This window comes from Pseudorhodoplanes sp. (assembly GCF_035565855.1).
GTDB lineage: Bacteria > Pseudomonadota > Alphaproteobacteria > Rhizobiales > Xanthobacteraceae > Pseudorhodoplanes.
Window position 1 is genome coordinate 19,686 of record NZ_DATMRX010000331.1, and the last position, 21,740, is coordinate 41,425.

The 21,740-nt window shown below is 62.1% G+C and carries 20 protein-coding genes and 1 pseudogene; 10 read left to right on the forward strand and 11 right to left on the reverse strand.

Annotation, left to right across the window (positions count from 1 at the left end; translation table 11 throughout):
* Positions 1 to 23: 23 nt before the first annotated feature.
* A complete protein-coding gene (locus tag VN004_RS18935; protein WP_325613385.1) occupies positions 24 to 1,301 on the forward strand; it encodes a DNA polymerase IV in 1,278 nt (425 codons plus the stop codon).
* Between the two features lie 9 nt (positions 1,302 to 1,310).
* Here VN004_RS18935 and VN004_RS18940 read toward each other — a convergent pair whose 3' ends face one another.
* Positions 1,311 to 2,159: a cell envelope integrity EipB family protein gene (locus VN004_RS18940; RefSeq protein ID WP_325613389.1), complete on the reverse strand. Its 849-nt coding sequence runs from the start codon at positions 2,157 to 2,159 to the stop codon at positions 1,311 to 1,313.
* Between the two features lie 121 nt (positions 2,160 to 2,280).
* Here VN004_RS18940 and VN004_RS18945 point away from each other — a divergent pair, with 121 nt between their 5' ends.
* The 4 genes from VN004_RS18945 to VN004_RS18960 all read left to right on the forward strand — a co-directional run bounded on the left by VN004_RS18945 (position 2,281) and on the right by VN004_RS18960 (position 5,264).
* The gene (locus tag VN004_RS18945) at positions 2,281 to 2,748 is read left to right on the forward strand and encodes a RidA family protein (RefSeq protein WP_325613392.1); all 468 of its coding nucleotides are present in this window, start codon (positions 2,281 to 2,283) and stop codon (positions 2,746 to 2,748) included.
* A 13-nt stretch (positions 2,749 to 2,761) separates the two neighbouring features.
* Positions 2,762 to 3,487: a glycerophosphodiester phosphodiesterase family protein gene (locus tag VN004_RS18950; RefSeq protein WP_325613394.1), complete on the forward strand. Its 726-nt coding sequence runs from the start codon at positions 2,762 to 2,764 to the stop codon at positions 3,485 to 3,487.
* A 22-nt stretch (positions 3,488 to 3,509) separates the two neighbouring features.
* Positions 3,510 to 4,766, forward strand: a complete 1,257-nt coding sequence (locus VN004_RS18955) for a GNAT family N-acetyltransferase (protein ID WP_325613395.1) — start codon at positions 3,510 to 3,512, stop codon at positions 4,764 to 4,766.
* 69 nt (positions 4,767 to 4,835) lie between these two features.
* Positions 4,836 to 5,264, forward strand: a complete 429-nt coding sequence (locus VN004_RS18960) for an HIT family protein (protein ID WP_325613397.1) — start codon at positions 4,836 to 4,838, stop codon at positions 5,262 to 5,264.
* 3 nt (positions 5,265 to 5,267) lie between these two features.
* Here the strand turns inward: VN004_RS18960 and VN004_RS18965 are convergent, their stop codons facing one another.
* Positions 5,268 to 5,618: an AzlD domain-containing protein gene (locus tag VN004_RS18965; RefSeq protein ID WP_325613399.1), complete on the reverse strand. Its 351-nt coding sequence runs from the start codon at positions 5,616 to 5,618 to the stop codon at positions 5,268 to 5,270.
* A complete protein-coding gene (locus tag VN004_RS18970) occupies positions 5,615 to 6,322 on the reverse strand; it encodes an AzlC family ABC transporter permease (RefSeq protein ID WP_325613402.1) in 708 nt (235 codons plus the stop codon). The genes VN004_RS18965 and VN004_RS18970 overlap by 4 nt, the downstream gene beginning before the upstream one ends.
* Before the next feature lie 374 nt (positions 6,323 to 6,696).
* On the opposite strand from VN004_RS18970, the gene VN004_RS18975 reads away from it, so the two are divergent.
* Positions 6,697 to 7,317 carry a glutathione S-transferase family protein gene (locus VN004_RS18975; protein ID WP_325613405.1) on the forward strand — a complete coding sequence of 207 codons (621 nt, stop codon included), beginning with the start codon at positions 6,697 to 6,699 and terminating at the stop codon, positions 7,315 to 7,317.
* Positions 7,318 to 7,397: 80 nt separating this feature from the next.
* On the opposite strand, the gene VN004_RS18980 is transcribed toward VN004_RS18975, so the two are convergent.
* The 4 genes and pseudogenes from VN004_RS18980 to clpS all read right to left on the reverse strand — a co-directional run bounded on the left by VN004_RS18980 (position 7,398) and on the right by clpS (position 12,251).
* Entirely contained in the window at positions 7,398 to 7,583 is a 186-nt protein-coding gene (locus VN004_RS18980; protein ID WP_325613408.1) for a hypothetical protein, read from the reverse strand.
* 221 nt (positions 7,584 to 7,804) lie between these two features.
* Positions 7,805 to 9,086: pseudogene (locus tag VN004_RS18985) on the reverse strand (gallate dioxygenase).
* Between the two features lie 174 nt (positions 9,087 to 9,260).
* Positions 9,261 to 11,705: an ATP-dependent Clp protease ATP-binding subunit ClpA gene (gene clpA / locus VN004_RS18990; RefSeq protein WP_325613410.1), complete on the reverse strand. Its 2,445-nt coding sequence runs from the start codon at positions 11,703 to 11,705 to the stop codon at positions 9,261 to 9,263.
* A 153-nt stretch (positions 11,706 to 11,858) separates the two neighbouring features.
* Positions 11,859 to 12,251 carry an ATP-dependent Clp protease adapter ClpS gene (gene clpS / locus VN004_RS18995; RefSeq protein WP_325613412.1) on the reverse strand — a complete coding sequence of 131 codons (393 nt, stop codon included), beginning with the start codon at positions 12,249 to 12,251 and terminating at the stop codon, positions 11,859 to 11,861.
* Positions 12,252 to 12,814: 563 nt separating this feature from the next.
* Between clpS and VN004_RS19000 the strand changes: the two genes are divergently transcribed.
* Positions 12,815 to 14,404, forward strand: a complete 1,590-nt coding sequence (locus VN004_RS19000) for a vWA domain-containing protein (RefSeq protein ID WP_325613414.1) — start codon at positions 12,815 to 12,817, stop codon at positions 14,402 to 14,404.
* Between the two features lie 167 nt (positions 14,405 to 14,571).
* Complete coding sequence (locus VN004_RS19005) at positions 14,572 to 15,876, forward strand: TadE/TadG family type IV pilus assembly protein (RefSeq protein WP_325613417.1); 1,305 nt, start codon at positions 14,572 to 14,574, stop codon at positions 15,874 to 15,876.
* A gap of 98 nt (positions 15,877 to 15,974) precedes the next feature.
* Here the strand turns inward: VN004_RS19005 and VN004_RS19010 are convergent, their stop codons facing one another.
* Positions 15,975 to 16,325, reverse strand: a complete 351-nt coding sequence (locus tag VN004_RS19010; protein WP_325613421.1) for a phasin family protein — start codon at positions 16,323 to 16,325, stop codon at positions 15,975 to 15,977.
* A gap of 282 nt (positions 16,326 to 16,607) precedes the next feature.
* On the opposite strand from VN004_RS19010, the gene VN004_RS19015 reads away from it, so the two are divergent.
* Positions 16,608 to 18,335 (forward strand): serine hydrolase, encoded by a 1,728-nt coding sequence (locus VN004_RS19015; RefSeq protein WP_325613424.1) that lies wholly within the window; start codon positions 16,608 to 16,610, stop codon positions 18,333 to 18,335.
* Positions 18,336 to 18,379: 44 nt separating this feature from the next.
* Here VN004_RS19015 and VN004_RS19020 read toward each other — a convergent pair whose 3' ends face one another.
* From VN004_RS19020 to VN004_RS19030, 3 genes are all read right to left on the reverse strand, one after another.
* The gene (locus VN004_RS19020) at positions 18,380 to 19,078 is read right to left on the reverse strand and encodes a DnaJ domain-containing protein (protein ID WP_325613428.1); all 699 of its coding nucleotides are present in this window, start codon (positions 19,076 to 19,078) and stop codon (positions 18,380 to 18,382) included.
* An 18-nt stretch (positions 19,079 to 19,096) separates the two neighbouring features.
* The gene (locus tag VN004_RS19025) at positions 19,097 to 19,828 is read right to left on the reverse strand and encodes a VWA domain-containing protein (RefSeq protein WP_325613432.1); all 732 of its coding nucleotides are present in this window, start codon (positions 19,826 to 19,828) and stop codon (positions 19,097 to 19,099) included.
* Between the two features lie 202 nt (positions 19,829 to 20,030).
* On the reverse strand, positions 20,031 to 20,951 hold the full coding sequence (locus VN004_RS19030; protein ID WP_325613435.1) for a division plane positioning ATPase MipZ: 921 nt from the start codon (positions 20,949 to 20,951) through the stop codon (positions 20,031 to 20,033).
* A gap of 160 nt (positions 20,952 to 21,111) precedes the next feature.
* Here VN004_RS19030 and panC point away from each other — a divergent pair.
* Positions 21,112 to 21,740: pantoate--beta-alanine ligase (gene panC / locus VN004_RS19035; RefSeq protein WP_325613442.1), on the forward strand; the 629-nt coding region annotated here is incomplete at its 3' end.

The window sequence follows — 21,740 nt, forward strand, 5'->3', positions numbered from 1 at the left end:
TTTGCCGTTGGCGTGACCCTGCCATGACCCCTGTCGTCCGCACCAAGGGATTCTGCCGCGACTGCCTGGCGGATGCCGGGGCCGGCCGTCGCTGCCCAAATTGCGGTTCGCCGCGCCTCGCTCGCCACTCCGAAATCGACGAATTATGCGTCGCGCATGTCGATTGCGATGCCTTCTACGCGACCATTGAAAAGCGCGATCAACCTGCCCTCGCCGATCAACCGCTGATCGTCGGCGGCGGAACGCGCGGCGTGGTCTCGACCGCCTGCTACATCGCGCGCACGTTTGGCGTCCATTCGGCGATGCCGATGTTCAAGGCCCGGCGGCTGTGTCCGCACGCGGTGGTGATCAAGCCTAATATGGCGAAGTATGTCGCGGTGGCGCGCGAGGTGCGGGCGCTGATGCGCGAGCTCACGCCGCTGGTCGAACCGGTGTCGATCGACGAGGCGTTTCTCGATCTGTCGGGAACGCAGCGCCTGCATGGCCGCAGCGCCGCACAATCGCTGGCCTTGTTCGCCTCCAGGGTCGAGCGCGAGATCGGCATCACCGTCTCGATCGGCCTGTCCTACAACAAGTTCCTCGCCAAGATCGCCTCGGATATCGACAAGCCGCGCGGCTTTGCGATGCTCGGGCGGATGGAAGCTCCTGCGTTTCTCGCGAGCAAGCCGATCTCCATCATCTTCGGCGTCGGCAAGGTGACTCAGGAGCGCCTGGCCCGAGAGGGATTTCGCACCATCGCCGACCTGCAGAGGCTCGACGAAATCGAGCTGATGCGTCGCCTCGGCGCCGAGGGGCAGCGGCTCAGTCGCCTCGCCCGCGGCATCGATCACCGCAAGGTGGTGCCGGATCGCGATGCAAAAAGCGTTTCGGCGGAGACCACCTTCGACACCGATATCGCGGACATGCGCGCGCTCGAAAAAATCCTCTGGGATCTCAGCGAAAAGGTGTCCGCGCGGCTCAAGGCTGTCCAGTTGAGCGGCACGACGGTTGCGCTGAAGCTGAAATCGGCGGACTTCCAGATTCGCACCCGCGCGCGTTCGCTGAGCGATCCGACCCAGCTCGCGCGACGCATCTTCAGCTGCGGTCGTGAATTGCTGGAGAAGGAAATCGACGGCACCAAATTCCGTCTGATCGGGATCGGGGTATCGAACCTTCGGACCGCCGAGGGCGCCGACCCCGACGATTTGCTCGACCCTTACGCGCGCAAGGCGACCGCAAGCGAAAGAACGATAGACTATCTGCGGGAAAAATTCGGGCGCGAAGCGATCAAGCGCGGACTTGCGCTGGACGATGGCGCCTGAGCGCGATTGTCACTGGCAGGGTTTGGTCGGGCGGGTCTCGAGAGCGGTCATCGTGCCACTGACGACGAAGTCGTTGTAGTCGAGCGCAAGAGCGCGCGACACCCCATTCTCGTACAGTTCGAATTTGATGCCGTAGACCGGCAGCTGATCGCCCTCGGTCTTGGATTTGTCGAAATAGCTGATGCTGACCGGCCATCGGCGCAGCTTCGAGAGATGCTCGTCCTTGCCCGCGGCGTCGTCCGGCTGCGCTGCACTCGGCTCGATCGGCTGGCCGATGACGGTCAGCGTATCGTAGACCTTCTGACCATTGTCGGACCCGTCAAAAACCGGTCCCTGCAACAAGGTCTTGCCTTCCCGCGCTGCAAGGATGATGCGCCGCATGTGATCGGTAGGGAAGATGATCTGTGCGGTGATCTCGAACGCCTTCTTTTCAGGCTTCTCCAGTTTGACACCGACCTGTGCGTTTTCTCGCTCCGCACGCCCGTCAACCGACGACTTCAGCTTCTGATCGACATAATTCTGAGAATTGAACCGGAAGGCGTTGGCCGCGGCGTCCTCCCAGGTCGTGGCGCGCATGTCCGTCGTCATGCGGACGCCCTCGCCCGCATCGATTTCGGATACTTGGCGGAATTGAAGCGCGTAACCCTCGCACTCATTGCCGGAAAAGTCATAGAGGATGCGGCCGCGAACCGCCTCGACGGGCCGGTTGCCGCGCGCCGATGCAAGCTTGAGGTCGTAGATCGCGCGATGCGACGCGAATGTGATGGTGTCTGGCTTTTGCGCAGGTGCGGCCAAACCCGCCCCCGCCGAGGTCAACAGAACCACCCAGGCGACGTTCAAAATTCTGGCATGGCCCATTTGTGCGAATCCTTTGACTCGGAAGATAAAATCCGGACGGGCCCGTCGCAACGGCCCCTTGCGGAGGCGGCATCAATCGGCGAAGAGAATGCGTCCATTGTGAGGCGCGCAGGAGGATGAAATGGCCGGTTCTGTCGAGAAGAAGCTGACCGATCTCGGGATCGTGTTGCCGACACCGGCCTCCCCGATCGCAAACTATGTCGGTTTCGTGCGCACCGGTAGCCTGCTGGTCGTATCGGGACAGCTTTGTCTCGACGCCGAAGGCAAGCTGGTGGCCAAGGGTAAACTTGGCGCCGAGGTCTCGGTCGAGGACGGACAAAAGGCCGCCCGAATGTGCGCAATCAACGTGCTGGCGCAGGTGAAGGCTGCTCTCGGCGATCTCGACAAGGTGGTGCGCGTCGTGCGGCTCGGCGGCTTCATCAGTTCGGTGCCGTCCTTCCTCGACGGTCCGAAGGTTATGAATGGCGCGTCCGATTTCATGGTGACCGCTTTCGCCGAAAAGGGCCGGCACGCGCGTACGACAATCGGGGTTTCCGTGCTGCCGCTCGACGCCGCGGTCGAGGTCGAGGGGATGTTCGAGGTCTCCTGACGGCACGTCATCCATGGCCGGTCTCGATTGGCTGACTGCGCGACCCATCGCGCATCGTGGACTCCACGACGCAGCCAACGGCGTGATCGAAAATACCGGATCGGCGTTTTCGGCCGCGATTGCGGGCGGATATGGCATCGAATGCGATCTCCAGCTGTCCGCCGATGGCGAGGCGATGGTGTTTCACGACGATACGCTCGACCGGCTGACCGAGGGCCACGGCGCGGTCGCCTCGCGCGAGGCCGCAACGCTCAAGACGATTGCATTCAAGAACACGTCGGACCGGATGCTCCGGCTTGAGGAATTGTGCGATCTCGTCGGCGGACGGGTGCCGTTGCTGCTGGAACTGAAGAGCCACTTCGACGGCGATGTGCGCTTGGCGAGCCGGGTTGCCGAGGTTCTGCAGGGCTATGCCGGGCCGGTGGCGGGAATGTCGTTCGACCCGGCCCTGATCCGCGCATTGCAGCGCGAAGCGCCCGGACTTCCGCGCGGCCTCGTCGCGCAAAGTCGGCGCGATGAGGCAGTTCCTGTCGGCAGAGCACGATATGTGCGCAACGCCTTTCGCGCGCGTCCGCATTTCCTCGCCTGGTCGGTCCGGGACCTGACAAGGTTCTGGCCGCTGCTTGGCCGGTGGGGTTTCGGCTTGCCGCTCCTCACCTGGACCGTCCGCACCGACAAGGACCGGCTCCGCGCGCAGCGCTGGGCTGACCAGATGATTTTCGAAGGATTTCGGCCATAAAGACGGGCTAGGAACCCAACGAATGTCCGACGCCGCCTCACACCAGACCGACAGGCCCCTCGAACTCACGCTGCGGGTCATTTCCAATCTCGGCGAAGTTCCGGCCGCGCAATGGGATGCCTGCGCCGGGGTCGGCGCGGCTCAAGCGTGCGGTGAAGAGCCTCATGCAATGGGTGAGCAGGGACCGGCCGCCGCCCGCTGGATCGGCAATCCTTTCGTGTCGCATGCCTTCCTGTCGGCGCTGGAGCGGTCCGGATCGGCCACACCCCGCACCGGATGGGCACCGCAGCACCTGCTGGCCGAAACCGCGGATGGCGAGCTCGTCGGCGCGGTGCCCTGCTATCTCAAGTCGCATTCGCGGGGCGAATATGTGTTCGATCATGGCTGGGCCGACGCCTATGAACGCGCCGGCGGCAGCTATTATCCCAAGCTCCAGGTCTCGGTGCCGTTCACGCCGGCAACGGGCCCGCGCTTGCTCGCCAAGCCGTCGCCTTATGCCGACGCGGTCAAACAAACGCTGGCCCGAGGCCTGATCGCACTCGGTGAACGCCGGCAGGCCTCGTCAGTGCATGTCACCTTCCTGCCGAAGCCGGACTGGGACAGGCTCAGCGAGCACGGCTTTCTCAAGCGAACCGATCAGCAATTCCACTGGCGCAATGAAGGCTATACGAGCTTTGACGATTTCCTGGCGGCGCTGGCCTCGCGCAAACGAAAGGCCATTCGCCGCGAGCGTCGCGATGCGCTCGAGAGTGGCATCACCATCCACCCGTTGACCGGCCGCGATCTCACCGAAGCGGTGTGGGACGATTTCTTCGCCTTCTATATGGACACCGGATCGCGCAAATGGGGCCGCCCTTACCTCACGCGCGCGTTCTTCTCGATGATCGGCGAAGCCATGGCCGATCGGATCCTGCTCGTCATGGCGAAGCGCAACGGTCGCTATATCGCCGGCGCGATCAATTTCATCGGCGCAGATGCCCTGTTTGGCCGGCACTGGGGCGCGATCGAACACCATCCGTTCCTGCATTTCGAGCTCTGCTATTATCAAGCGATCGACTTTGCCATCGCCCATGGGCTGACCACGGTGGAAGCCGGGGCCCAGGGCGAGCACAAGCTCGCGCGCGGCTATGTGCCCGTGACCACGTATTCGTCGCACCATATTGCTGATCCCGCGCTGCGGCGGGCGATCGCCGATTATCTCAAGCGCGAGCGAGCCTATGTGGACGCCGCCGGCCGCGAACTTGATGCAATGACCCCTTTCCGCAAGACTGAGGATTAGCCCGAAGCGATGGCGTCCGATTTCGGACGCTATCCATTTCTTCGCGACTTGCGACGCTGTGAGGACACGATGCCGGATTACGATCCCAACAATATCTTTGCCAAGATCATTCGCGGCGAATTGCCCTGTCACAAGGTTTACGAGGATGACCGCGCACTCGTTTTCCTCGACATCATGCCGCGTGCGCCGGGCCATGCCCTCGTCATCCCGAAATCGCCGGCACGCAATATCCTCGACGTCGCGCCCGACGATCTCGCGCATGTGGCCCAGATTGCGCAGCGCGTGGCGAAAGCGGGCATGCGGGCGTTCGAGGCCGATGGCGTCACCGTGCAGCAATTCAACGAGAATGCCGGCGGCCAGGTGGTGTTTCACCTGCATGTGCACGTGATCCCGCGCAAGGACGGCGTGCCGATGAAGCCGGCCGCCTCTTACAAGGAGAAGCCGGAGGTTCTTGCGGAGCAGGCGAAAAAGCTGGCGGCCGCGATGCCGTCCGTTTAAGCGCTAGAGTTTCTCGGCCACGAAGGCGCCCGCGATCAGCACCGCCTCGCCGACGGCAACGCCCGCGAAAACCGATCTGCGGAACAGCGTGAAGGCAACAAAGCCGGCGGCCATCGCCGAGAGCCGAACCGAGAGCGGAACGCTGGCGAGCGCTCCTGGCGCGAAGAAGATCAGTTTGGCGATCACGGCCGCGAGGACCGCGGTCGCAACCGCCCTCACCCACACAAGGAGTTCCGATCCTTCATCGACGCCGCGCGCGAGCGCAAAGCCGAGCCAGCGCCAGATTTCGTTCGGCAAAAAGCCCACGAGGACCAGCACGACATAGGGCCAGAGCGTCGAGGTGGTGAGGCTCATTGCATGCCGCTCCTGATCCGGTGAGCGATATAGGCCAGCGTGCCACCGGCAATCCCAGCCCACATCACGTCGAGTTCGACATTCTGAAAGGCGAGGACCGGTCCGAGGATCAGTCCAAAGATCATCGCGAGCCGGTCGACCAGCATGCTGGAATTGCGCGCGATCGAAACCAGAAACGACATCGGCGTCAGAAACAAAAGTGCTGCCGTAAGCAGGATCGGCAGGCGCGCGGCGAGGTAATAGCCCGCGACCGTCGCGATCATGGCCGACATCATGTAGCCGCTGGCGAGACCGTTGCAGAACGCGATGCGGCGCTCAACCGGCATCTGCGGCGCCAGACGCATCGATTCCACCCACATGCTGACCGCCGTGAAATGCGCCGGCAGCAGAAGCTGATAGGAGCGCGTCTGCGGTGCGCGCAGAAGCGGCATGAGAGACACCACCATCGGCAGCAAGCGCACACCGCTCAGGCCGACCGCTATCGCCACCTCGATGAGCTGCGCGCCTCCGCCGAGGGTCGAGATCAGGATCACTTGCGCGGGTCCTGCCCAAACCAGCAGGGTCGACCAGATCACCCAGGCGAGACTGAAGTTGAAATCGTAGGCCAGCGCGCCGATGCCGATATACGTGCCGAACAGCACATACGCGAAGACCGAGAGCCACGCAGAGCGGATGCCGCCGAGCCAGGCCGCGGTGTCGCTCACGAAATTGATTCGGTAGGGCTCCGGCATAGACCGCAGCATGCTGAACCCCGCGCGCAAGAACAACGGCTAACTGCCTCATGGCGTGCAGCTATCGCTGCATGGGTCCGACGAACGTTTCACATGAAAATAGTCCTATCACCCCTCGAGCATGATTTGAAGACAGCGGCCACTGAGTTGCGCGATGGCGATGATGGGGGTCAGTCTTCAAGCGACATTCGGCGATCATCGTTTGGGCGCCCTGCCCTCGTCCGAAACCCGGGCGCGGCCCAAATGCCTTTCCGCTGTCATCGAAACGCCTTGCGCATTACGCAGCGTTGCGCGAACAAGCGGAGCCTTGTTCCCATTCAAACACCAGTCGCGCAAAGAGGGATTCCATGGCCGGCGAATTGATCCTTTATACCAATCCGATGTCGCGCGGGCGCATTGCGCGGTGGATGCTCGAGGAAGCCGGCGTGTCCTACCATACCGAAATTCTCGATTTCGGCACGACGATGAAGGCGCCGGCCTATCTCGCGATCAATCCGATGGGGAAAGTGCCATCCATCGTGCATGACGGCAAAGTCATCACCGAATGCGCTGCGATCTGCGCCTATGTGGCCGATGCGTTTCCGCAATCAGGCCTTGCGCCCGCCACGGCCGACCGTGCTGATTATTACCGCTGGCTGTTCTTCGCCGCCGGCCCCCTGGAGGCCGCCGCAGTCAATCGCGCGCTCGGATTTGAGGTCCCCGCGGATCGCCGGGCGATGATCGGCTACGGGACCTATGAGGCAGTCCTGGATACGTTGGAGGGGGCACTCATGAGTTCGCCCTACATCGCCGGCGAGCGCTTCACCGCCGCAGACGTCTATGTCGGCTCGCATCTCGGTTGGGGAATGCAGTTTGGCACAATCGAAAAGCGGCCGGTCTTCGAAACCTATTACGCCAAGCTCGCGGCACGGCCGGCAGCGAAACGCGCAACGGAACTCGATGATGCGGCAATGCCGAAGCGGGATTGAGTCTGGTCCCGATAGTCTCGCAGCGAGTGAGGACCATCACCCTTCACTCGCCATCAATCGAATTCAACCGGTCAGCGCTGTTAATAAATCCGCCCTGTCTGTTCGAGCTTGTTAGCCATCTCTTCGTATTGCTGCGCCGCGTCTTCGAACATCCGCTTTGCGCCGCGCTCCGAAGTGGCGGCCGCCTTCATTTTGGCCTGAGCGGCCCGTTCGCGGAAATCCACGATCTTGTTCTTGATATTCTTCGGATCTGACGCATCCACCATCGGCAAACTCACTCCACATCTGCCTTGCAGTTCTGCACGAAAAAGCAGCGATGCAAAACAAACAATGACGCATGGCGTTCGTTCCTCCAGCGCAAATGCGTATCGTCGGTACGAAGGTGTGGCTCCGCATTCGTGAATGGTACTTGGATGCAAGTTCAAGCAAGAAAAATCGCGCGCGTGAGTGCTGCGCGCGACAAAAAACATCGACCCTATGTGCGGGATCAAGCGTCCGTCTTTTCCATCATGGGTTCCGGCTTGTCCCAAACGAGACTCTTTGCGTCCTTGCCGGCAACCGAATAGAGCGCACCCGGCGCATTGCGCGTCTTCATAAAGGCATCGAGCGTTTCGCCGCGCATTCCGGCATAGATGTGCAGGTTGGATGACCCTGTTACCGCGGCCAGCTTCTCCAGCATGAAGAAATTCGCGCCGTATTTGATCAACCCGCGCCAATCGCTGTTGCGGATCATGGCGCGCTCCTCTTGCGAAAGCTGTGCCTCTTCGAATGACCGCTCAGGGTCGGCGAGAAATCGCGCGCGATGGCCGGGCTCAATCAGACGATGCAGAAACTTGTTGATGCGATAGCCTTTGAGCGAACGGGCGTGGGTAAAAGGATAGGTTCCGCTTAGTGCTTCTGCGCCTTGCAACTGCCGGTCAATATGGGCGCGGTGCCGCTCGACAATCTCCGCTGGCGCGTGCATCGCCTCGTTCTCGTAGATCGCTGTCGCGATGCCGGTCACCGACGGCAGATAATAGGTCTGATGGATCCTGCGGACATTTGCCGACATCGCGCCGCGCATTACCAGCCACATGATCACTTCGGCGCCTTCGAGCCCGCCGAGCGCGGCATATTCGGCGTGCGTCATCTCCGTCAGCCGCATCGGGTCGCGCTCGATCAGATCGAGGAAGCGGCGATCCCATTCCATGTTGTTGAAGCCGGCGCGCTCGCCATGAACCTGATGCGACAGCCCGCCCGTGGCGACCATCGCCACCTTCAGGTCCTCCGGATAGCTTTCGATGGCACGCCGCAGGGCTTGTCCAAGCTTCCAGCAGCGCCTCGCCGTGGGGATCGGGAATTGCAGTACGCCGACCTGAAGCGGCACGATCGACACCGGCCAGTCCGGCTCGTGCGGACACATCATCGACAGCGGCGAGAAGCAACCGTGATCGAGCGGACGGTCCTGGAAGAACGACATGTCGAATTCATCGGCCATCAGCGACGCGCCGATGTGATGCGATAGCGCTGCGTGCCCGCTCACCGGCGGCAGCGCCCGTGGTCCGCCACCCTCATCGGCGACCTCGTAGCGATCGTCGATGCCGAGCGTGAACATGATCGTTGTAGATCATGAACAGAACATCGGGCTTGTTCTCCGCGATCCAGCGCTGGATCGGTTCGTAGGCTTCGAAGATGGGCCCCCACACCGGATCGTCGCGCTTGTTGCGATCGTACGCAAAACCGATCGTTGGAGTGTGTGATGTCGCGATCGCGCCGATGATGCGGGCCATGTTGCGTCTCCTGCCGGTATGGTTACAGGCACGCTGCGTGGCTGCTCCGCCCACAACATTGATCTAACGCAAGCACGCCGCCGGACCGCGAAAGGGGATCCCGCAACGCAGGACGCCCAGATTGCTCCGGGCGTCCTCGTCATCGATTGAATTGTCCGCGTCGGACCTTGAGCGTTACGCCTTCAGCGGCACCTTCGGCACCGAGCCGCGGCCCGACGGATCCGAGCCGCCATTGCCCTTGCCACCACCACCCGATGAAGGCGGCTTCGGCTTGCGCTGCGGCGGCTTGCGCTTCGCCTTGGCGCGCGCGGCGGGCAACTTCTCGGGCTTCGGCGTCACCGGCCCTTCGAGATATTCGAAGCCAAGCGTGTCGCGGCCCTCTTCCTTGACCACGACCACCTTCACGTGGCCGCCATCCTTTAGCTTGCCGAACAGCACCTCGTCGGCGAGCGGCTTCTTGATGTTCTCCTGGATCACCCGCGCCATCGGTCGGGCACCCATCAGTTCGTCGTATCCATTCGCGATCAGCCAGCGCGACGCCTCGTCCGACAGCTCGATCGTGACGTTGCGGTCCGCGAGTTGCGCCTCGAGTTGCAGCACGAACTTCTCGACCACCTTGGCGATGACTTCCTGCGACAGATGGCCGAAGGCGATGATGGCGTCGAGGCGGTTGCGGAATTCCGGCGCGAACAGCCGGTTGATCGCTTCGACGTCGTCGCCTTCCCGCTTGTTGCGGGTGAAGCCGTAGGTGCCCTTGGCGAGATCGGCCGCCCCCGCATTCGTGGTCATGATCAGGATCACGTTGCGGAAATCGACCTGCTTGCCATTGTGGTCGGTCAGCTTGCCGTGGTCCATGATCTGCAGGAGCACGTTAAACAGGTCCGGATGCGCCTTCTCGATTTCGTCGAGCAGCAGCACGCAATGCGGATGCTGGTCGACGCTGTCGGTCAGGAGCCCGCCCTGGTCGAAGCCGACATAGCCGGGAGGCGCACCGATCAGCCGCGATACGGTGTGGCGCTCCATGTATTCGGACATGTCGAAGCGGATCAGCTCGACGCCGAGCGAAGCCGCGAGCTGCTTGGCCACTTCGGTCTTGCCGACGCCGGTCGGTCCGGAGAACAGGTAGGAGCCGATCGGCTTTTCCGGTTCGCGGAGCCCTGCCCTGGCCAGCTTGATGGAGGCGGCGAGCGACTCGACAGCCTTGTCCTGGCCGTAGACCACCGTCTTCAGGGTCTGTTCCAGATGCTGCAGGACCTCGGCATCGTCCTTGGAGACGGTCTTCGGCGGGATCCGGGCCATCGTCGCGATGGTCGTCTCGACCTCCTTGATGCCGATCGTCTTCTTGCGGCGGGAGTCCGGCAACAGCATCTGCGCGGCGCCCGACTCGTCGATCACGTCGATGGCCTTGTCCGGCAGCTTGCGATCGTGGATGTAGCGCGCCGACAGTTCGACCGCGGCCTTGATCGCCTCATTGGTATATTTGAGCTTGTGATATTCCTCGAAATACGGCTTGAGGCCCTTGAGGATTTCAATGGCATCCGGAACCGACGGCTCGTTGACGTCGATCTTCTGGAACCGGCGCACCAGGGCGCGGTCCTTCTCGAAATACTGGCGGTATTCCTTGTAGGTAGTCGAGCCGACGCAGCGGATCGTGCCGGAGGCCAGCGCCGGCTTGAGCAGGTTAGAGGCGTCCATCGCCCCACCCGAAGTGGCGCCGGCACCGATTACGGTGTGGATCTCGTCGATGAACATGATCGCGCCCGGAGTCGCCTCGATCTCCTTGATCACCTGCTTCAGGCGCTCTTCGAAATCGCCGCGATAGCGGGTGCCGGCGAGCAGCGTGCCCATGTCGAGCGAGAACACGGTGGCGTTCTTCAGCACATCGGGAACTTCGCCATGCACGATGCGGCGCGCCAGGCCTTCGGCAATCGCCGTCTTGCCGACACCGGCATCGCCGACGAAAAGCGGGTTATTCTTTTGCCGGCGGCACAGCACCTGGATGGTGCGGTTGATCTCGGCGTCGCGACCGATCAGCGGATCGATCTTGCCTTCTTTCGCCTTCTTGTTGAGGTTCACGCAATAGGCTTCGAGCGCGTCGCCCTTCTTCTTGGGCTCCTCGTTGCCTTTCGCATCGGTATCCTCGTCGGCCCCGCGCACAGGGCGCGACTCGGTCAGGCCCGGCCGCTTGGCGATCCCGTGACTGATGTAATTCACCGCGTCATACCGCGTCATGTCCTGCTCCTGCAGGAAATAGGCGGCATGGCTTTCGCGCTCGGCGAAGATCGCGACCAGCACATTGGCGCCGGTCACTTCCTCCCGGCCCGAAGATTGGACATGGATCACCGCGCGCTGGATCACGCGCTGGAAGCCGGCCGTCGGCTTGGAATCCTCGCCACCGTCGGTCACGAGGTTTTCCAGCTCGGCTTCGAGATAGGCGGTCAGGGACCGCCGCAATTTGTCCAGATCGACGTTACAGGCACGCATCACCGCGGCGGCGTCGGAATCGTCGAGAAGCGCAAGCAACAGATGCTCGAGCGTCGCGTATTCGTGGTGTCGTTCGTTGGCGAGCGCGAGCGCCCGATGAAGTGACTGTTCGAGGCTGCGCGAGAAACTTGGCATTCGATATCCCTAAAGGTCCCCAGGGTCTCAACCGGATTAGTGACTGGATTGATCCGGTTTCAAGAGCCCCTGTTTATGGCCGCCCCCGGCCTTGCGTCCCCTCATCGACGACGTCGTGACTTGCTGCGTGAAAAGCCCGGCGCGAAGCCAAGACTACTTCTTCTCCATGACGCATTGCAAAGGATGGTGATGTTTGCGGGCAAAGTCCATGACCTGTGTGACTTTTGTTTCGGCCACTTCGTATGTGTAAATGCCGCACTCTCCGATGCCGTGATGGTGGACATGCAGCATGATCTGAGTCGCGGCCTCGCGGTCCTTGTTGAAGAAGCGCTCCAGCACATGGACCACGAACTCCATCGGAGTGTAGTCGTCATTCAACAGCAGCACGCGATACATGCTCGGCCGCTTGGTCTGCGGCCGCGTCTTGGTGATGACAGCGGTCCCCGGCGCGCCGGAATCCGAGCGCTTCTTGCGGTCGTCATCGGCCAGGCGCGGCGCAAGCCGCCAAGAGGGAACCCGGGTCGGGTCAGAACGAAGAGCGGACATTGCAGATTCGGGCATTCACAGAGTTTCGGGCGTCGTGATCCTGGCGGGCGCGCAGCAATCTGCACTATATTAATGCCGGAGCAAGCGCTGTGCCAGACCGCGGCAAATAGGCGACACACGCAGAAACGCAAGGCTGGCGAACGGCTTGGTCGGACCGATCGCGGGCGTCCACCACCCATGATCCGGCCAAATGCGGACAATTCGCGGCATTTCCACCGGAAAACGTCGCAAAACAAGCCACTATCCTCAGGTCCCGCGGGACATCGTCGGAGTTCCTGCCAGGCTTGCCCTCCCCGATGTCGCCCATCTGCCCCCCTTTGAAGTTCCGAGGCCCGTGGAGCTGAGGCCGGAGCTCACTGACAACCCGTCCGTCGAGCGCCGGTGCGGCGAAGCCTTAAGGAGATCGGTCGAATTTGCGCGCCGGAGTTACCGATCTCTTCAGCATAGCGGGACGATCCGGCCGGCTCATGTTCCGCTCGCCCCGGCTTTACTCATTTGAATTTACCGGGCCTTGACTGGCCCAGGAGCATGCTGCGGCAACCTTCTCTCGTAGGTGCGCTCACATGTTTGACACCGCAGCACTCTTCGAACGGGCCCGGAAGCTCGTTACCCGCTTCGCCGCGGCCAAGTCCGGCAATGTGGTCATGACCTTTGCGCTCGCGACGATCCCGGTGATCGGCGGGGTCGGCGCCGCCGTCGATTACAGCCGGGCCAATTCGGCAAAATCGGCATTGCAGGCGGCGATCGATGCGGCGGGGCTCATCCTGTCCAAGGACGCGCAAACCCTCACGCAGGCTCAGCTGATGTCCAAGGCCGACGCCCTGGTCAAAGCAAATCTCAACTATCCCAGCTTGAGCAATCTCGTTGTCACCCCCGTCTTCAAGACTGTGCAAAGCGGCAGCTACTCGCTTGATCTGTCAGCCACCGCGCAGGTCCCGACCACCTTTACCGCGATGTGGCAGCCGACAATGACTATCGGCGCCAACACGGAGGTGGTCTGGGGAATGAAGCGCCTTGAATTGGTGCTGGCGCTGGACGTTACGGGCTCGATGTCCTCGTCCAACAAGATGACCCAGCTCAAGGTTGCCGCAAAGGACATGCTCAAGACGCTGCAGAACGCGGCAAAGAAGCCCGACGACATCAAGGTCGCGATCGTGCCCTTCGCAACCGACGTCAATGTCGGAACCAGCAACGTCAACGCGACCTGGATCCGCTGGGACGAATGGGAGGCCGAGCACAAGGATCTTGCCAGCAGCCGGCCCTCCAACTGGTCGAGCATCGGCCCGGGATCGACCTGCCCGTTCACCAACAGCTCGCCTTACAAGTTCCGATGCCTTGCAAGCCCGGGCAGCACCAGCACCGTAACGACCATCCCCTCCAGCGGCACCTACAGCGGCTACATCTGCCCGAGCTCCAACACGGACGGAACCGCTGCCAATGGCTGCTACAATAGCGTGAAGCAAACCAAGACGGTCGCGACCGGCAAGAATGCGAGCTGCGGCAATCTGCAGAACTGCACCTGCTCCGGATCTGGCAATAATAAGCAATGTAAGCAGGTCACCGGTTACCAGCACAGCTGGGTCCCAAACCCCCACAGCACCTGGAACGGCTGCGTCTGGGATCGCGACCAGGACAATGACGTCAAGAACACTGCGACTTCGGCCGCGCTCAAGAATACACTCTATTCTGCGCACCAGGCGAAAAACTGCCCGGCCTCGATGATCGGGCTGACCAGCAGCTGGTCGGCACTGAATTCGAAGGTCGACGAGCTATCGCCGACCGGCAACACCAACGTCACCATCGGACTGCAACTGGCTTTCCAGATGCTGTCGCCCGTCGCGCCGTTTGCAGCGGCCAGCCCTCAAGCCGACCTCGATAAGGTCATCGTGCTTCTGACCGACGGTGACAATACCGAGAACCGGTGGTCGACCAGCCAGAACGCGATCGACGCGCGCACCAAGCTCACTTGCGAGAACGTGAAGGCCGCGTCGATCAAGCTCTACACGATCAGGGTCATCAACGGGAATGCGACGCTTCTGAAGGGCTGCGCGACCAAGTCGGACATGTATTATGACGTCGAGAGCGCTTCGCAGCTCACTGCCGTCTTCGCAACGATCGCGCAAAACCTCGCCAATCTGCGGCTGGCCAGATAGCCAGCCGCAGGTTTGCGGATGTTGGCCGAGAGCGGGGCATTGGCGTAAAATTTGCGCGGCGTTCGAGGCAGTTCGTTTACGAAACGTAACCACTTTCCGGGGCTTCGTTTTACGGCGCTTTCAGCCGCCCGCCCTACACCCGAGCCAACGGCAAATCGGGTGGCGTCATGATACGCAATCTTTTCCGCCGGTTCACGGCAACGATCACACGGCTTGCGGCGGATCGGCGCGGCAATGTCGCGATGACATTTGCGCTCCTCCTCATTCCCGTGATCGGCGGCGTTGGAGCGGCCATCGATTACAGCCGCGCCAACGCGGCGCGCACCGCAATCCAGGCCGCACTCGATGCGACCGGCCTCATCCTGTCGCGCGACGCACAGACGCTTACGCGCGAACAGCTTCAGGCCAAGGCTGTCTCGGTATTTCAGACCAACTTCAATCGGCCCGACGTCAGGGATCTGAAGATTACTGCTGCCTTTTCGGAGACCCAGCCGGGCAGCTTCCAGCTGCAACTGTCTGCGACGGGATTGGTCAAAACGACCGTCATGGCACTGTGGCAACCGGAAATGGCGATCGGCTCCTCGGCTCAGGTGGTCTGGGGAATGAAGCGGCTCGAGCTCGTACTGGCGCTGGACAACACCTTATCGATGGCGTCGGCGAACAAGATGGCGCAGCTCAAGCTCGCGGCGAAAGATCTGCTCAAGACGCTGCAAAACGCGGCCAAGAAGCCGGACGATGTGAAGATCGGCATCGTGCCGTTCGCCACCGACGTCAATGTCGACACAGCCAACAGGAGTGCGACCTGGATCCGGTGGCAGGATTGGGAAGAGACCAACGGGTCTTGTGCCCAGGGGGGCTACAGCACGAAATCGAGCTGCGAGAGCGCCAGATCGAAATGGACGCCGGCCAGCAGGAATACCTGGGAGGGCTGCGTCACGGACCGCGACCAGGACAATGACGTGAACAATGCTCCGGCTAGCGCAGGCGCGAAAGCCACGCTCTATCCCGCCAGCCAGGCCAAAAATTGCCCGGCGGCAATGATAACGCTGACGAACAACTGGTCTGCGCTGAATGCGAAGGTCGATGCCATGACCCCGACCGGCAATACCAACGTCACCATCGGCTTGCAGATGGCGTTCCAGATGCTGTCGCCGGTCGCCCCGTTCAACGCCGCCGCGCCTCAGGCCGACATCGACAAGGTCATCATCCTGCTCACCGACGGTGACAACACGCAGAACCGCTGGTCGACGAACCAGAAATCGATCGATGCGAGGACGAGGCTCGCCTGCGACAACGTCAAAGCGTCGAATATCAAGCTTTACACAGTGCGCGTCATCAACGGCAACGCATCGCTCCTGCAGGACTGCGCGACCAGAAGTGACATGTATTACGACGTCCAGAATGCTTCGCAGCTCAGCGCGGTCTTCTCCACCATCGCGCAGAATCTCGCGAGGCTGCGGCTCTCGAAATAATCGGCGCGCCGCTGGAAACGATAAGGCCCGGCGCATGGCCGGGCCTTGATCTCATCGTCGGCAAAGTCGTGGAGCCGATGGGTCGTCTGATCAGGCCCTTACTTGCCCGGGGTCACCTTGGCGAGATAGCTCTCGTAAGGCTTGTAGGCCTCCTTGGCGAGGTCGACATAAAGTTCGCCCACCTTGGTCGCCTGTGCGACAAAGCCTTCATAGGCGCTCTTCACGTAGTCCTGCTGAATCTCCACGGCCTTTTCGAGAGACTTGGCGCCGAACAGCTTTTCCAAAGTCGCCGTGCCGTCCTCGAACGCCTTCTTGCTGTAGTCGACAGTTTCGACCGCGATCTGCTGAACACCCTTCGAGAGAGTGCTGAAAGCGTTCAATCCGGCATCGACGCTCTCTTTGCCGAACTTTTGGAACTCGTCGAAAGTCTTGGTGTCGAAGTGAGTCATGTCATTTGCCCTTTGCGCCGGCCCGCAGGGCCGTTTGTCTCAAGGCGGCCATTTTCTCTCCGCCGTTGCCACATTTATGTTGCACTGCACAAAAAATCAAGGCCTGATTTCCGCATCGCGGCAAGTTCCATTAACCATCAGATTTGATTTACTTTTTAGCAATGTCACGCTCCTACCTTGATTTTCGGTGGAAGTTTGGACGCGTCCGGCGACGTCCTGCCGGATCGCTGGGGGAAATCACATTCGCGCTACGCGCCTTCATCAAGCGGAAATCGGGTGACCATGTTTCGCGTAACGACCGGAGCCTCGCTTGGGCTGCGTTGCGGTCTCGCCGTCCTGGCCTGCACCGTGGCCGTCCTGTCGCTGTCCTCGACCGATGCGGACGCCCGGGGGAAACGGAAATTCTTCAAACGCAACACAGCCGCCACCTCGACCATGGACGCGCGCTACGCCGACATCGTCGTGGACGCCAATACCGGCGACGTGCTGCATGCGACGAATGCGGATGCGATCCGTTATCCTGCCTCCCTCACCAAGATCATGACGCTTTACCTGCTGTTCGAGCAGCTCGAAGCCGGCCGGGTGAAACTCGACACGCAGATGGAAGTGTCCGAGCATGCCGCAAGTCAGGCGCCGACCAAACTTGGCCTGCGCCCCGGCCAGACGCTGATGGTCGAGGACGCCATCAAGGCGCTGGTGACGAAATCCGCCAATGACGCCTCGGTGGTGATTGCCGAACACATCGCCGGTTCCGAAGACGAATTTGCCCGGCTGATGACCCGCAAGGCGCGGGCCCTGCGTATGACAAGGACGGTTTATCGGAACGCGAACGGTCTGCCCGATCCCGGTCAGGTGACCACGGCGCGCGACCAGGCGCTGCTGGGTCTGGCGATCCAGGACCGCTTCCCGCGCTATTACCGCTACTTCGCGACGCAGAGCTTCGTCTATCGCGGTGTTCGCATGTCCAACCATAACCGGCTGCTCGGACGCGTGCCGGGCGTGCACGGTATCAAGACCGGCTATATCCGCGCCTCGGGCTTCAATCTGGTCAGCGCAGTCCAGCGCGGCGACCGGCGGATCGTTGCGGTGGTGCTGGGCGGCGCATCGGCCGGCTCACGCGATGCCAAGATGCGCAGCCTGATCGATCAGAAGATCGTCCTCGCCTCGACCACACGCACAGCTCCGAAGATCGTCGAAGTGGCCGACGCTGCGGCGCCGAAGCCGGTCCTTGTAGCCGCCCCTACGCCCCGACCCGAACCGCAGGCTCGCCCCGAAAAGCCGGTCCGACTCGCTGCTGCGAACCCGCCCGCCAAGGCCGAGGCACCTCAACGCAAGCCGGAGGCCCGGACGGCCGAACGCAGCGCGAAAGAGCCGGAGCAGCCGGTGCCGGGCTCGACCGAGCCCATCAAGCCGCTGCTCGTTAAGACCTTCTCGGTGAAGGCCGGAAACCCGAAAACAGTTACGGCGCTGTCGATGCTGTCGCCGGAACCGCTTGCCGCAAGAACCGCGCTGAGCACCGACGCATCGGGGTCGGCCGAGAACGCGCGCACGGAAACCGAGTCCGAGCGGCTGCCTCCGCCGCCGCCTGGCGCGCGTCCTGGTGTGCTCGGCGTTCTCAGCGCGAAAGACATGACGCAGCCCCCTGCCCAGCCCGTCGTCACCGCATCTGTCACGCCGATGGTTCCAACGACCTCATCCGCCATGACGGCACCGGCGCCAGTGAAATCGTCCGCGCCGCTCTCGATCTCCGATCGCAAGCCAAGGGGCAGCGGCTGGATCATTCAGGTCGGCGCCTTTGAAGCGCCCGACGAAGCGCGCGAAAAGCTCGCAGATGCAAAAAGCAAGGCTGGTAACCTTCTGAAAGGAGCTGAGCCTTATACTGAGGTCTATGCGAAGGGCGACAAGCGCTTTTACCGCGCGCGCTTTGCAGGACTGAACGAAAGCGCAGCCGAACAGGCCTGCAAGGAGTTGAAGCGGAGCAAGATCGCCTGCTTCACGACCAGGAACTGAAGCTGATCGACACGTCTGTGTGTGTGTTGCGTTGAGTAGGAAGACTACCGATGGCGTTTGAGAAGAAGATCCTTGGCCTGATTGACCCGCGCCGCGAGATACGTCGAGCCCCCCTGATCGGGATGGAGTTTCTTCATCAGCGCACGATGCGCGCGCCCGATGTCCGCAGCGCTCGCTCCCGGCTCCACGCCAAGGATCTGATAGGCCTCCTCTTCCGTCATTTTTCCGCTGTCGACGTGACCCGGCCCCGCTGCCGCACCCGCATTCGCGTGTTCACGCCAGGCGGGCTCCCTGCGGTCAAGATACGCCATCAATAGCGCGCGGCTTTCGTCGTCCATCTCCGGCAGCACCGATATCAGGCCCGGCACATCGAGCGCGTCGAGCGTCACGCCGGCCATGCGTCCCTTGAGAATGCGACCGCGCATCACGCCGGTATCGTGATCGAGCTCCATTTCGACGAACTCGGAACGCACTTGCGACGTTTGACCGGCGCTCTTGTTCATGCGCTTGCCGAGACTGGCCATGCCAGGCACCCAGCCGAGCAGCGAAAGTCCGGCAAAGCCGAGCGGGATCCCGAGCCCCACTTGCCCCCGCGCGGTCAGAAAGGCCGCTCCTGCCAACGCGGCGATGCCGCCGCTCTTGCGCAGCACCTGGGCCGCAACCTTCGGATCAACGCGAGCGAAGCCATACATTGCCCATATGGCAACGAGCAGCAAAACGGCGCCGAGGATAAGAGGACCCATGTCTGAGGTATGCCCGGATCAGCTCATCTGACGTAGCAGCTTTTGCGCACCGCCGCTCTGCCGGGCTGACAGATCGCTGAGCGCTTTCATGCCACCCGCTGCGTAGGCGGCCGCCGCCCGCAACAGCTCCGCCAATTCCTGCGCTGCACCCGGCGCGAAGCGGCCATAGGCCCCGCGGCTGAGGCGCGCGATCTCGCGGAAAGCATTTTCGGCGATGGGATCGCTTCCCTCCTGAAACATGAAGGCCGGAGTTCCGCTGAGGCCAAGCTCGCCTGCGACCGCGCAGAGATCGTCGATCGGCTCTTCCATGGCATCGCCGACATAGACCAGCGCCTGAACCTTGCGCCTGCTCGTTTCCTTGCGGACATGCTTCAGAACCCGGCCAAGCTGGGTATGCCCGCCCCGGCAATCGATCCGCTCCATCAAAGCGCCGAGCCGTTCCGGCTGGGCGACCCAATCGGACGCCCTGCACTCACCGAGCCCGCGAAAATAGACCAGCTGGACATCCAGGCCGCCGATCCGTGCAGCTTCCTCGAACATCTGCGCCTGCAGCTGGCATGCGGAATCCCAGGTCGGCTGTCTGCTCATGGTGGCGTCGAGCGCAAACACCAGCCGTCCGCGCTGCCCGGCCAGCGTGACCGGCGCCATCTCGCGAACTCTCGCCAGAAACGCGTCGATTTCCGCACGGGACGCGACCGGCTTTGCGGAGCCGGTCTTGGAAACCCCGGTATCGGGACGATCCTTGCTCATCCAGCCTGACCCTGATCCTGCGAAGCGCCAGCAAAGGTCCGATTCCCTCGCTCGCACGGCAATATAGGGGCACACGCCTCACTTTGCGCGCCTCGTAGCCGCGACACCGCGGCGCGGACAAGCTTTTTCCTGAATAGAATCAATGGCTGGTTGGCGGACGAAGGTCAAAATCCGCGTCGGTCGTGCCTGTGGCGCTAACCACTCAATCCAGAAGGTCGTGGATTTCGAGCGGCTTGTGGGCGGAGTTGAACCATTCCGCGCGCGCCGCCGCCCGGCGCCGGCCCTTTTCGTCTATCGGCAGCATCAGCGCCTCGAGGAGCGAATAGACCTCCTCGCGAGCGGTGACATGAGACAGATTTGGCCGGGTGCCCAACGTGGTTTCGTTGATGGCGTCGAGCGCCGTAAGCCCGCGGGGGAAAAACTCGCGGTAGACGACGCGTTCGGAGAACCCATCGGTCGCGCGGAAGCCGAGCTGGAGTCCGAGCGACTGCAATCCCTCCGACAACAAACGCTTGTTTCGCGATCCTAAAGTTGAAAGCCGGTTGCGCACGACGATCCAGTCCGCGGCCTCCTGATCGACCTTGCGGCGCTGGCGCCGCGCATCCCGCACCATCTCCGAATAATGACTGGTGCCGGTCAGTTCGTAGGTCTGGGGATCGACCGTCCCAAGGACGTCGAAATCCACGAAACTGTCGTTGAGCGGCGTGATCAGGGTGTCGGCCATCGCATGCGCGAGGCGCATCAGGTAGCAGTCCGAGCCGGGCGTATCGATGACGACGAAGTCGTGGGTATGCTCGATGGCGCCGATGGTCTCCGCAAAAGCGATGAACTCGGCATGCTCGTTCTCGTCATTGCGCAAGCCTTCGGCCCGGGCGACGCAGAAATGAAGAGGAATCTCGAGCGGCAGATTTTCGCGTTGCGCCCAGAGTTTACGGTTTTGTACGTAATGGGTCAGACTCTTCTGGCGCGAGTCCAGATCGATGGTCGCAACCTTCTGGCCCGCTTTCAGCAGCGCGATGGCGACGTGAATGGCGGTGGTGGACTTGCCAGACCCGCCTTTCTCGTTTCCGACAACGACAACATGCGCTGATTTGCGGGGCCCAATATTCGCCTGGACCAACATGACGCAAACACCCTTGCCGCTTGCTATCCTCTGCCTTTGCATCGTGCCCGGTCAAGCATTCGTTGCACGCCGGCGCGTTCATCATTAATCCGTGGCCGCGCGGCAACGGCGCGGCGGCCAATCGGATCAGAAACATGTCGCGCAGCGAACCGGAGGGTTAATCGTGCGAAGGCCGGTGATCGTCAGAACGCTTCCGTCGCTACGCAAGGCCATTGCCGACTTACGGCGCAAGCGTAAGAGCATTGCGCTGATCCCGACCATGGGTGCATTGCACGAAGGGCATCTTTCACTTGTAAAACGTGCAAGCAGACAGGCCGGAGCCGTTGTCGTCTCGATCTTCGTGAATCCAAAGCAGTTCGCACCGACCGAAGACTTCGGATCTTATCCCCGCAATTTCGAACGCGACGTAGCCGCGTTATCTAAACTTGGAGTGGATCTGGTCTGGGCGCCCACCGACGCCGCGATGTACCCCGACGGATTTTCGACGGCGGTCTCCCCCTCGGGACCCGCCCAGGTCGGGCTGGAGGATGCCTATCGCCCGCATTTTTTTGGCGGGGTCGCCACCGTGGTCGCCAAGCTGTTCCTCCAGGTCACGCCGGATTTCGCGCTGTTCGGCCAGAAGGACTACCAGCAGCTCAAGGTCGTGACCCGGATGGCCCGGGATCTCGATATCCCGGTCAGGATCGTCGGCTGTGCGACCGTCCGGGAGAAGGACGGCCTCGCGATGTCCTCGCGTAACGTCTACCTCTCCCCGGAGGAGCGGCAGACCGCTCCCGTGCTCTACCGGGT

Excerpts from the sequence above, each read along its gene's own strand:
- VN004_RS18935 (WP_325613385.1), top strand. The coding sequence starts at position 24 with ATGACCCCTGTCGTCCGCACCAAGGGATTCTGCCGCGACTGCCTGGCG.
- VN004_RS18940 (WP_325613389.1), bottom strand. The coding sequence starts at position 2,159 with ATGGGCCATGCCAGAATTTTGAACGTCGCCTGGGTGGTTCTGTTGACC.
- VN004_RS18945 (WP_325613392.1), top strand. The coding sequence starts at position 2,281 with ATGGCCGGTTCTGTCGAGAAGAAGCTGACCGATCTCGGGATCGTGTTG.
- VN004_RS18950 (WP_325613394.1), top strand. The coding sequence starts at position 2,762 with ATGGCCGGTCTCGATTGGCTGACTGCGCGACCCATCGCGCATCGTGGA.
- VN004_RS18955 (WP_325613395.1), top strand. The coding sequence starts at position 3,510 with ATGTCCGACGCCGCCTCACACCAGACCGACAGGCCCCTCGAACTCACG.
- VN004_RS18960 (WP_325613397.1), top strand. The coding sequence starts at position 4,836 with ATGCCGGATTACGATCCCAACAATATCTTTGCCAAGATCATTCGCGGC.
- VN004_RS18965 (WP_325613399.1), bottom strand. The coding sequence starts at position 5,618 with ATGAGCCTCACCACCTCGACGCTCTGGCCCTATGTCGTGCTGGTCCTC.
- VN004_RS18975 (WP_325613405.1), top strand. The coding sequence starts at position 6,697 with ATGGCCGGCGAATTGATCCTTTATACCAATCCGATGTCGCGCGGGCGC.
- VN004_RS18980 (WP_325613408.1), bottom strand. The coding sequence starts at position 7,583 with ATGGTGGATGCGTCAGATCCGAAGAATATCAAGAACAAGATCGTGGAT.
- clpA (WP_325613410.1), bottom strand. The coding sequence starts at position 11,705 with ATGCCAAGTTTCTCGCGCAGCCTCGAACAGTCACTTCATCGGGCGCTC.
- clpS (WP_325613412.1), bottom strand. The coding sequence starts at position 12,251 with ATGTCCGCTCTTCGTTCTGACCCGACCCGGGTTCCCTCTTGGCGGCTT.
- VN004_RS19000 (WP_325613414.1), top strand. The coding sequence starts at position 12,815 with ATGTTTGACACCGCAGCACTCTTCGAACGGGCCCGGAAGCTCGTTACC.
- VN004_RS19005 (WP_325613417.1), top strand. The coding sequence starts at position 14,572 with ATGATACGCAATCTTTTCCGCCGGTTCACGGCAACGATCACACGGCTT.
- VN004_RS19010 (WP_325613421.1), bottom strand. The coding sequence starts at position 16,325 with ATGACTCACTTCGACACCAAGACTTTCGACGAGTTCCAAAAGTTCGGC.
- VN004_RS19015 (WP_325613424.1), top strand. The coding sequence starts at position 16,608 with ATGTTTCGCGTAACGACCGGAGCCTCGCTTGGGCTGCGTTGCGGTCTC.
- VN004_RS19020 (WP_325613428.1), bottom strand. The coding sequence starts at position 19,078 with ATGGGTCCTCTTATCCTCGGCGCCGTTTTGCTGCTCGTTGCCATATGG.
- VN004_RS19025 (WP_325613432.1), bottom strand. The coding sequence starts at position 19,828 with ATGAGCAAGGATCGTCCCGATACCGGGGTTTCCAAGACCGGCTCCGCA.
- VN004_RS19030 (WP_325613435.1), bottom strand. The coding sequence starts at position 20,951 with ATGTTGGTCCAGGCGAATATTGGGCCCCGCAAATCAGCGCATGTTGTC.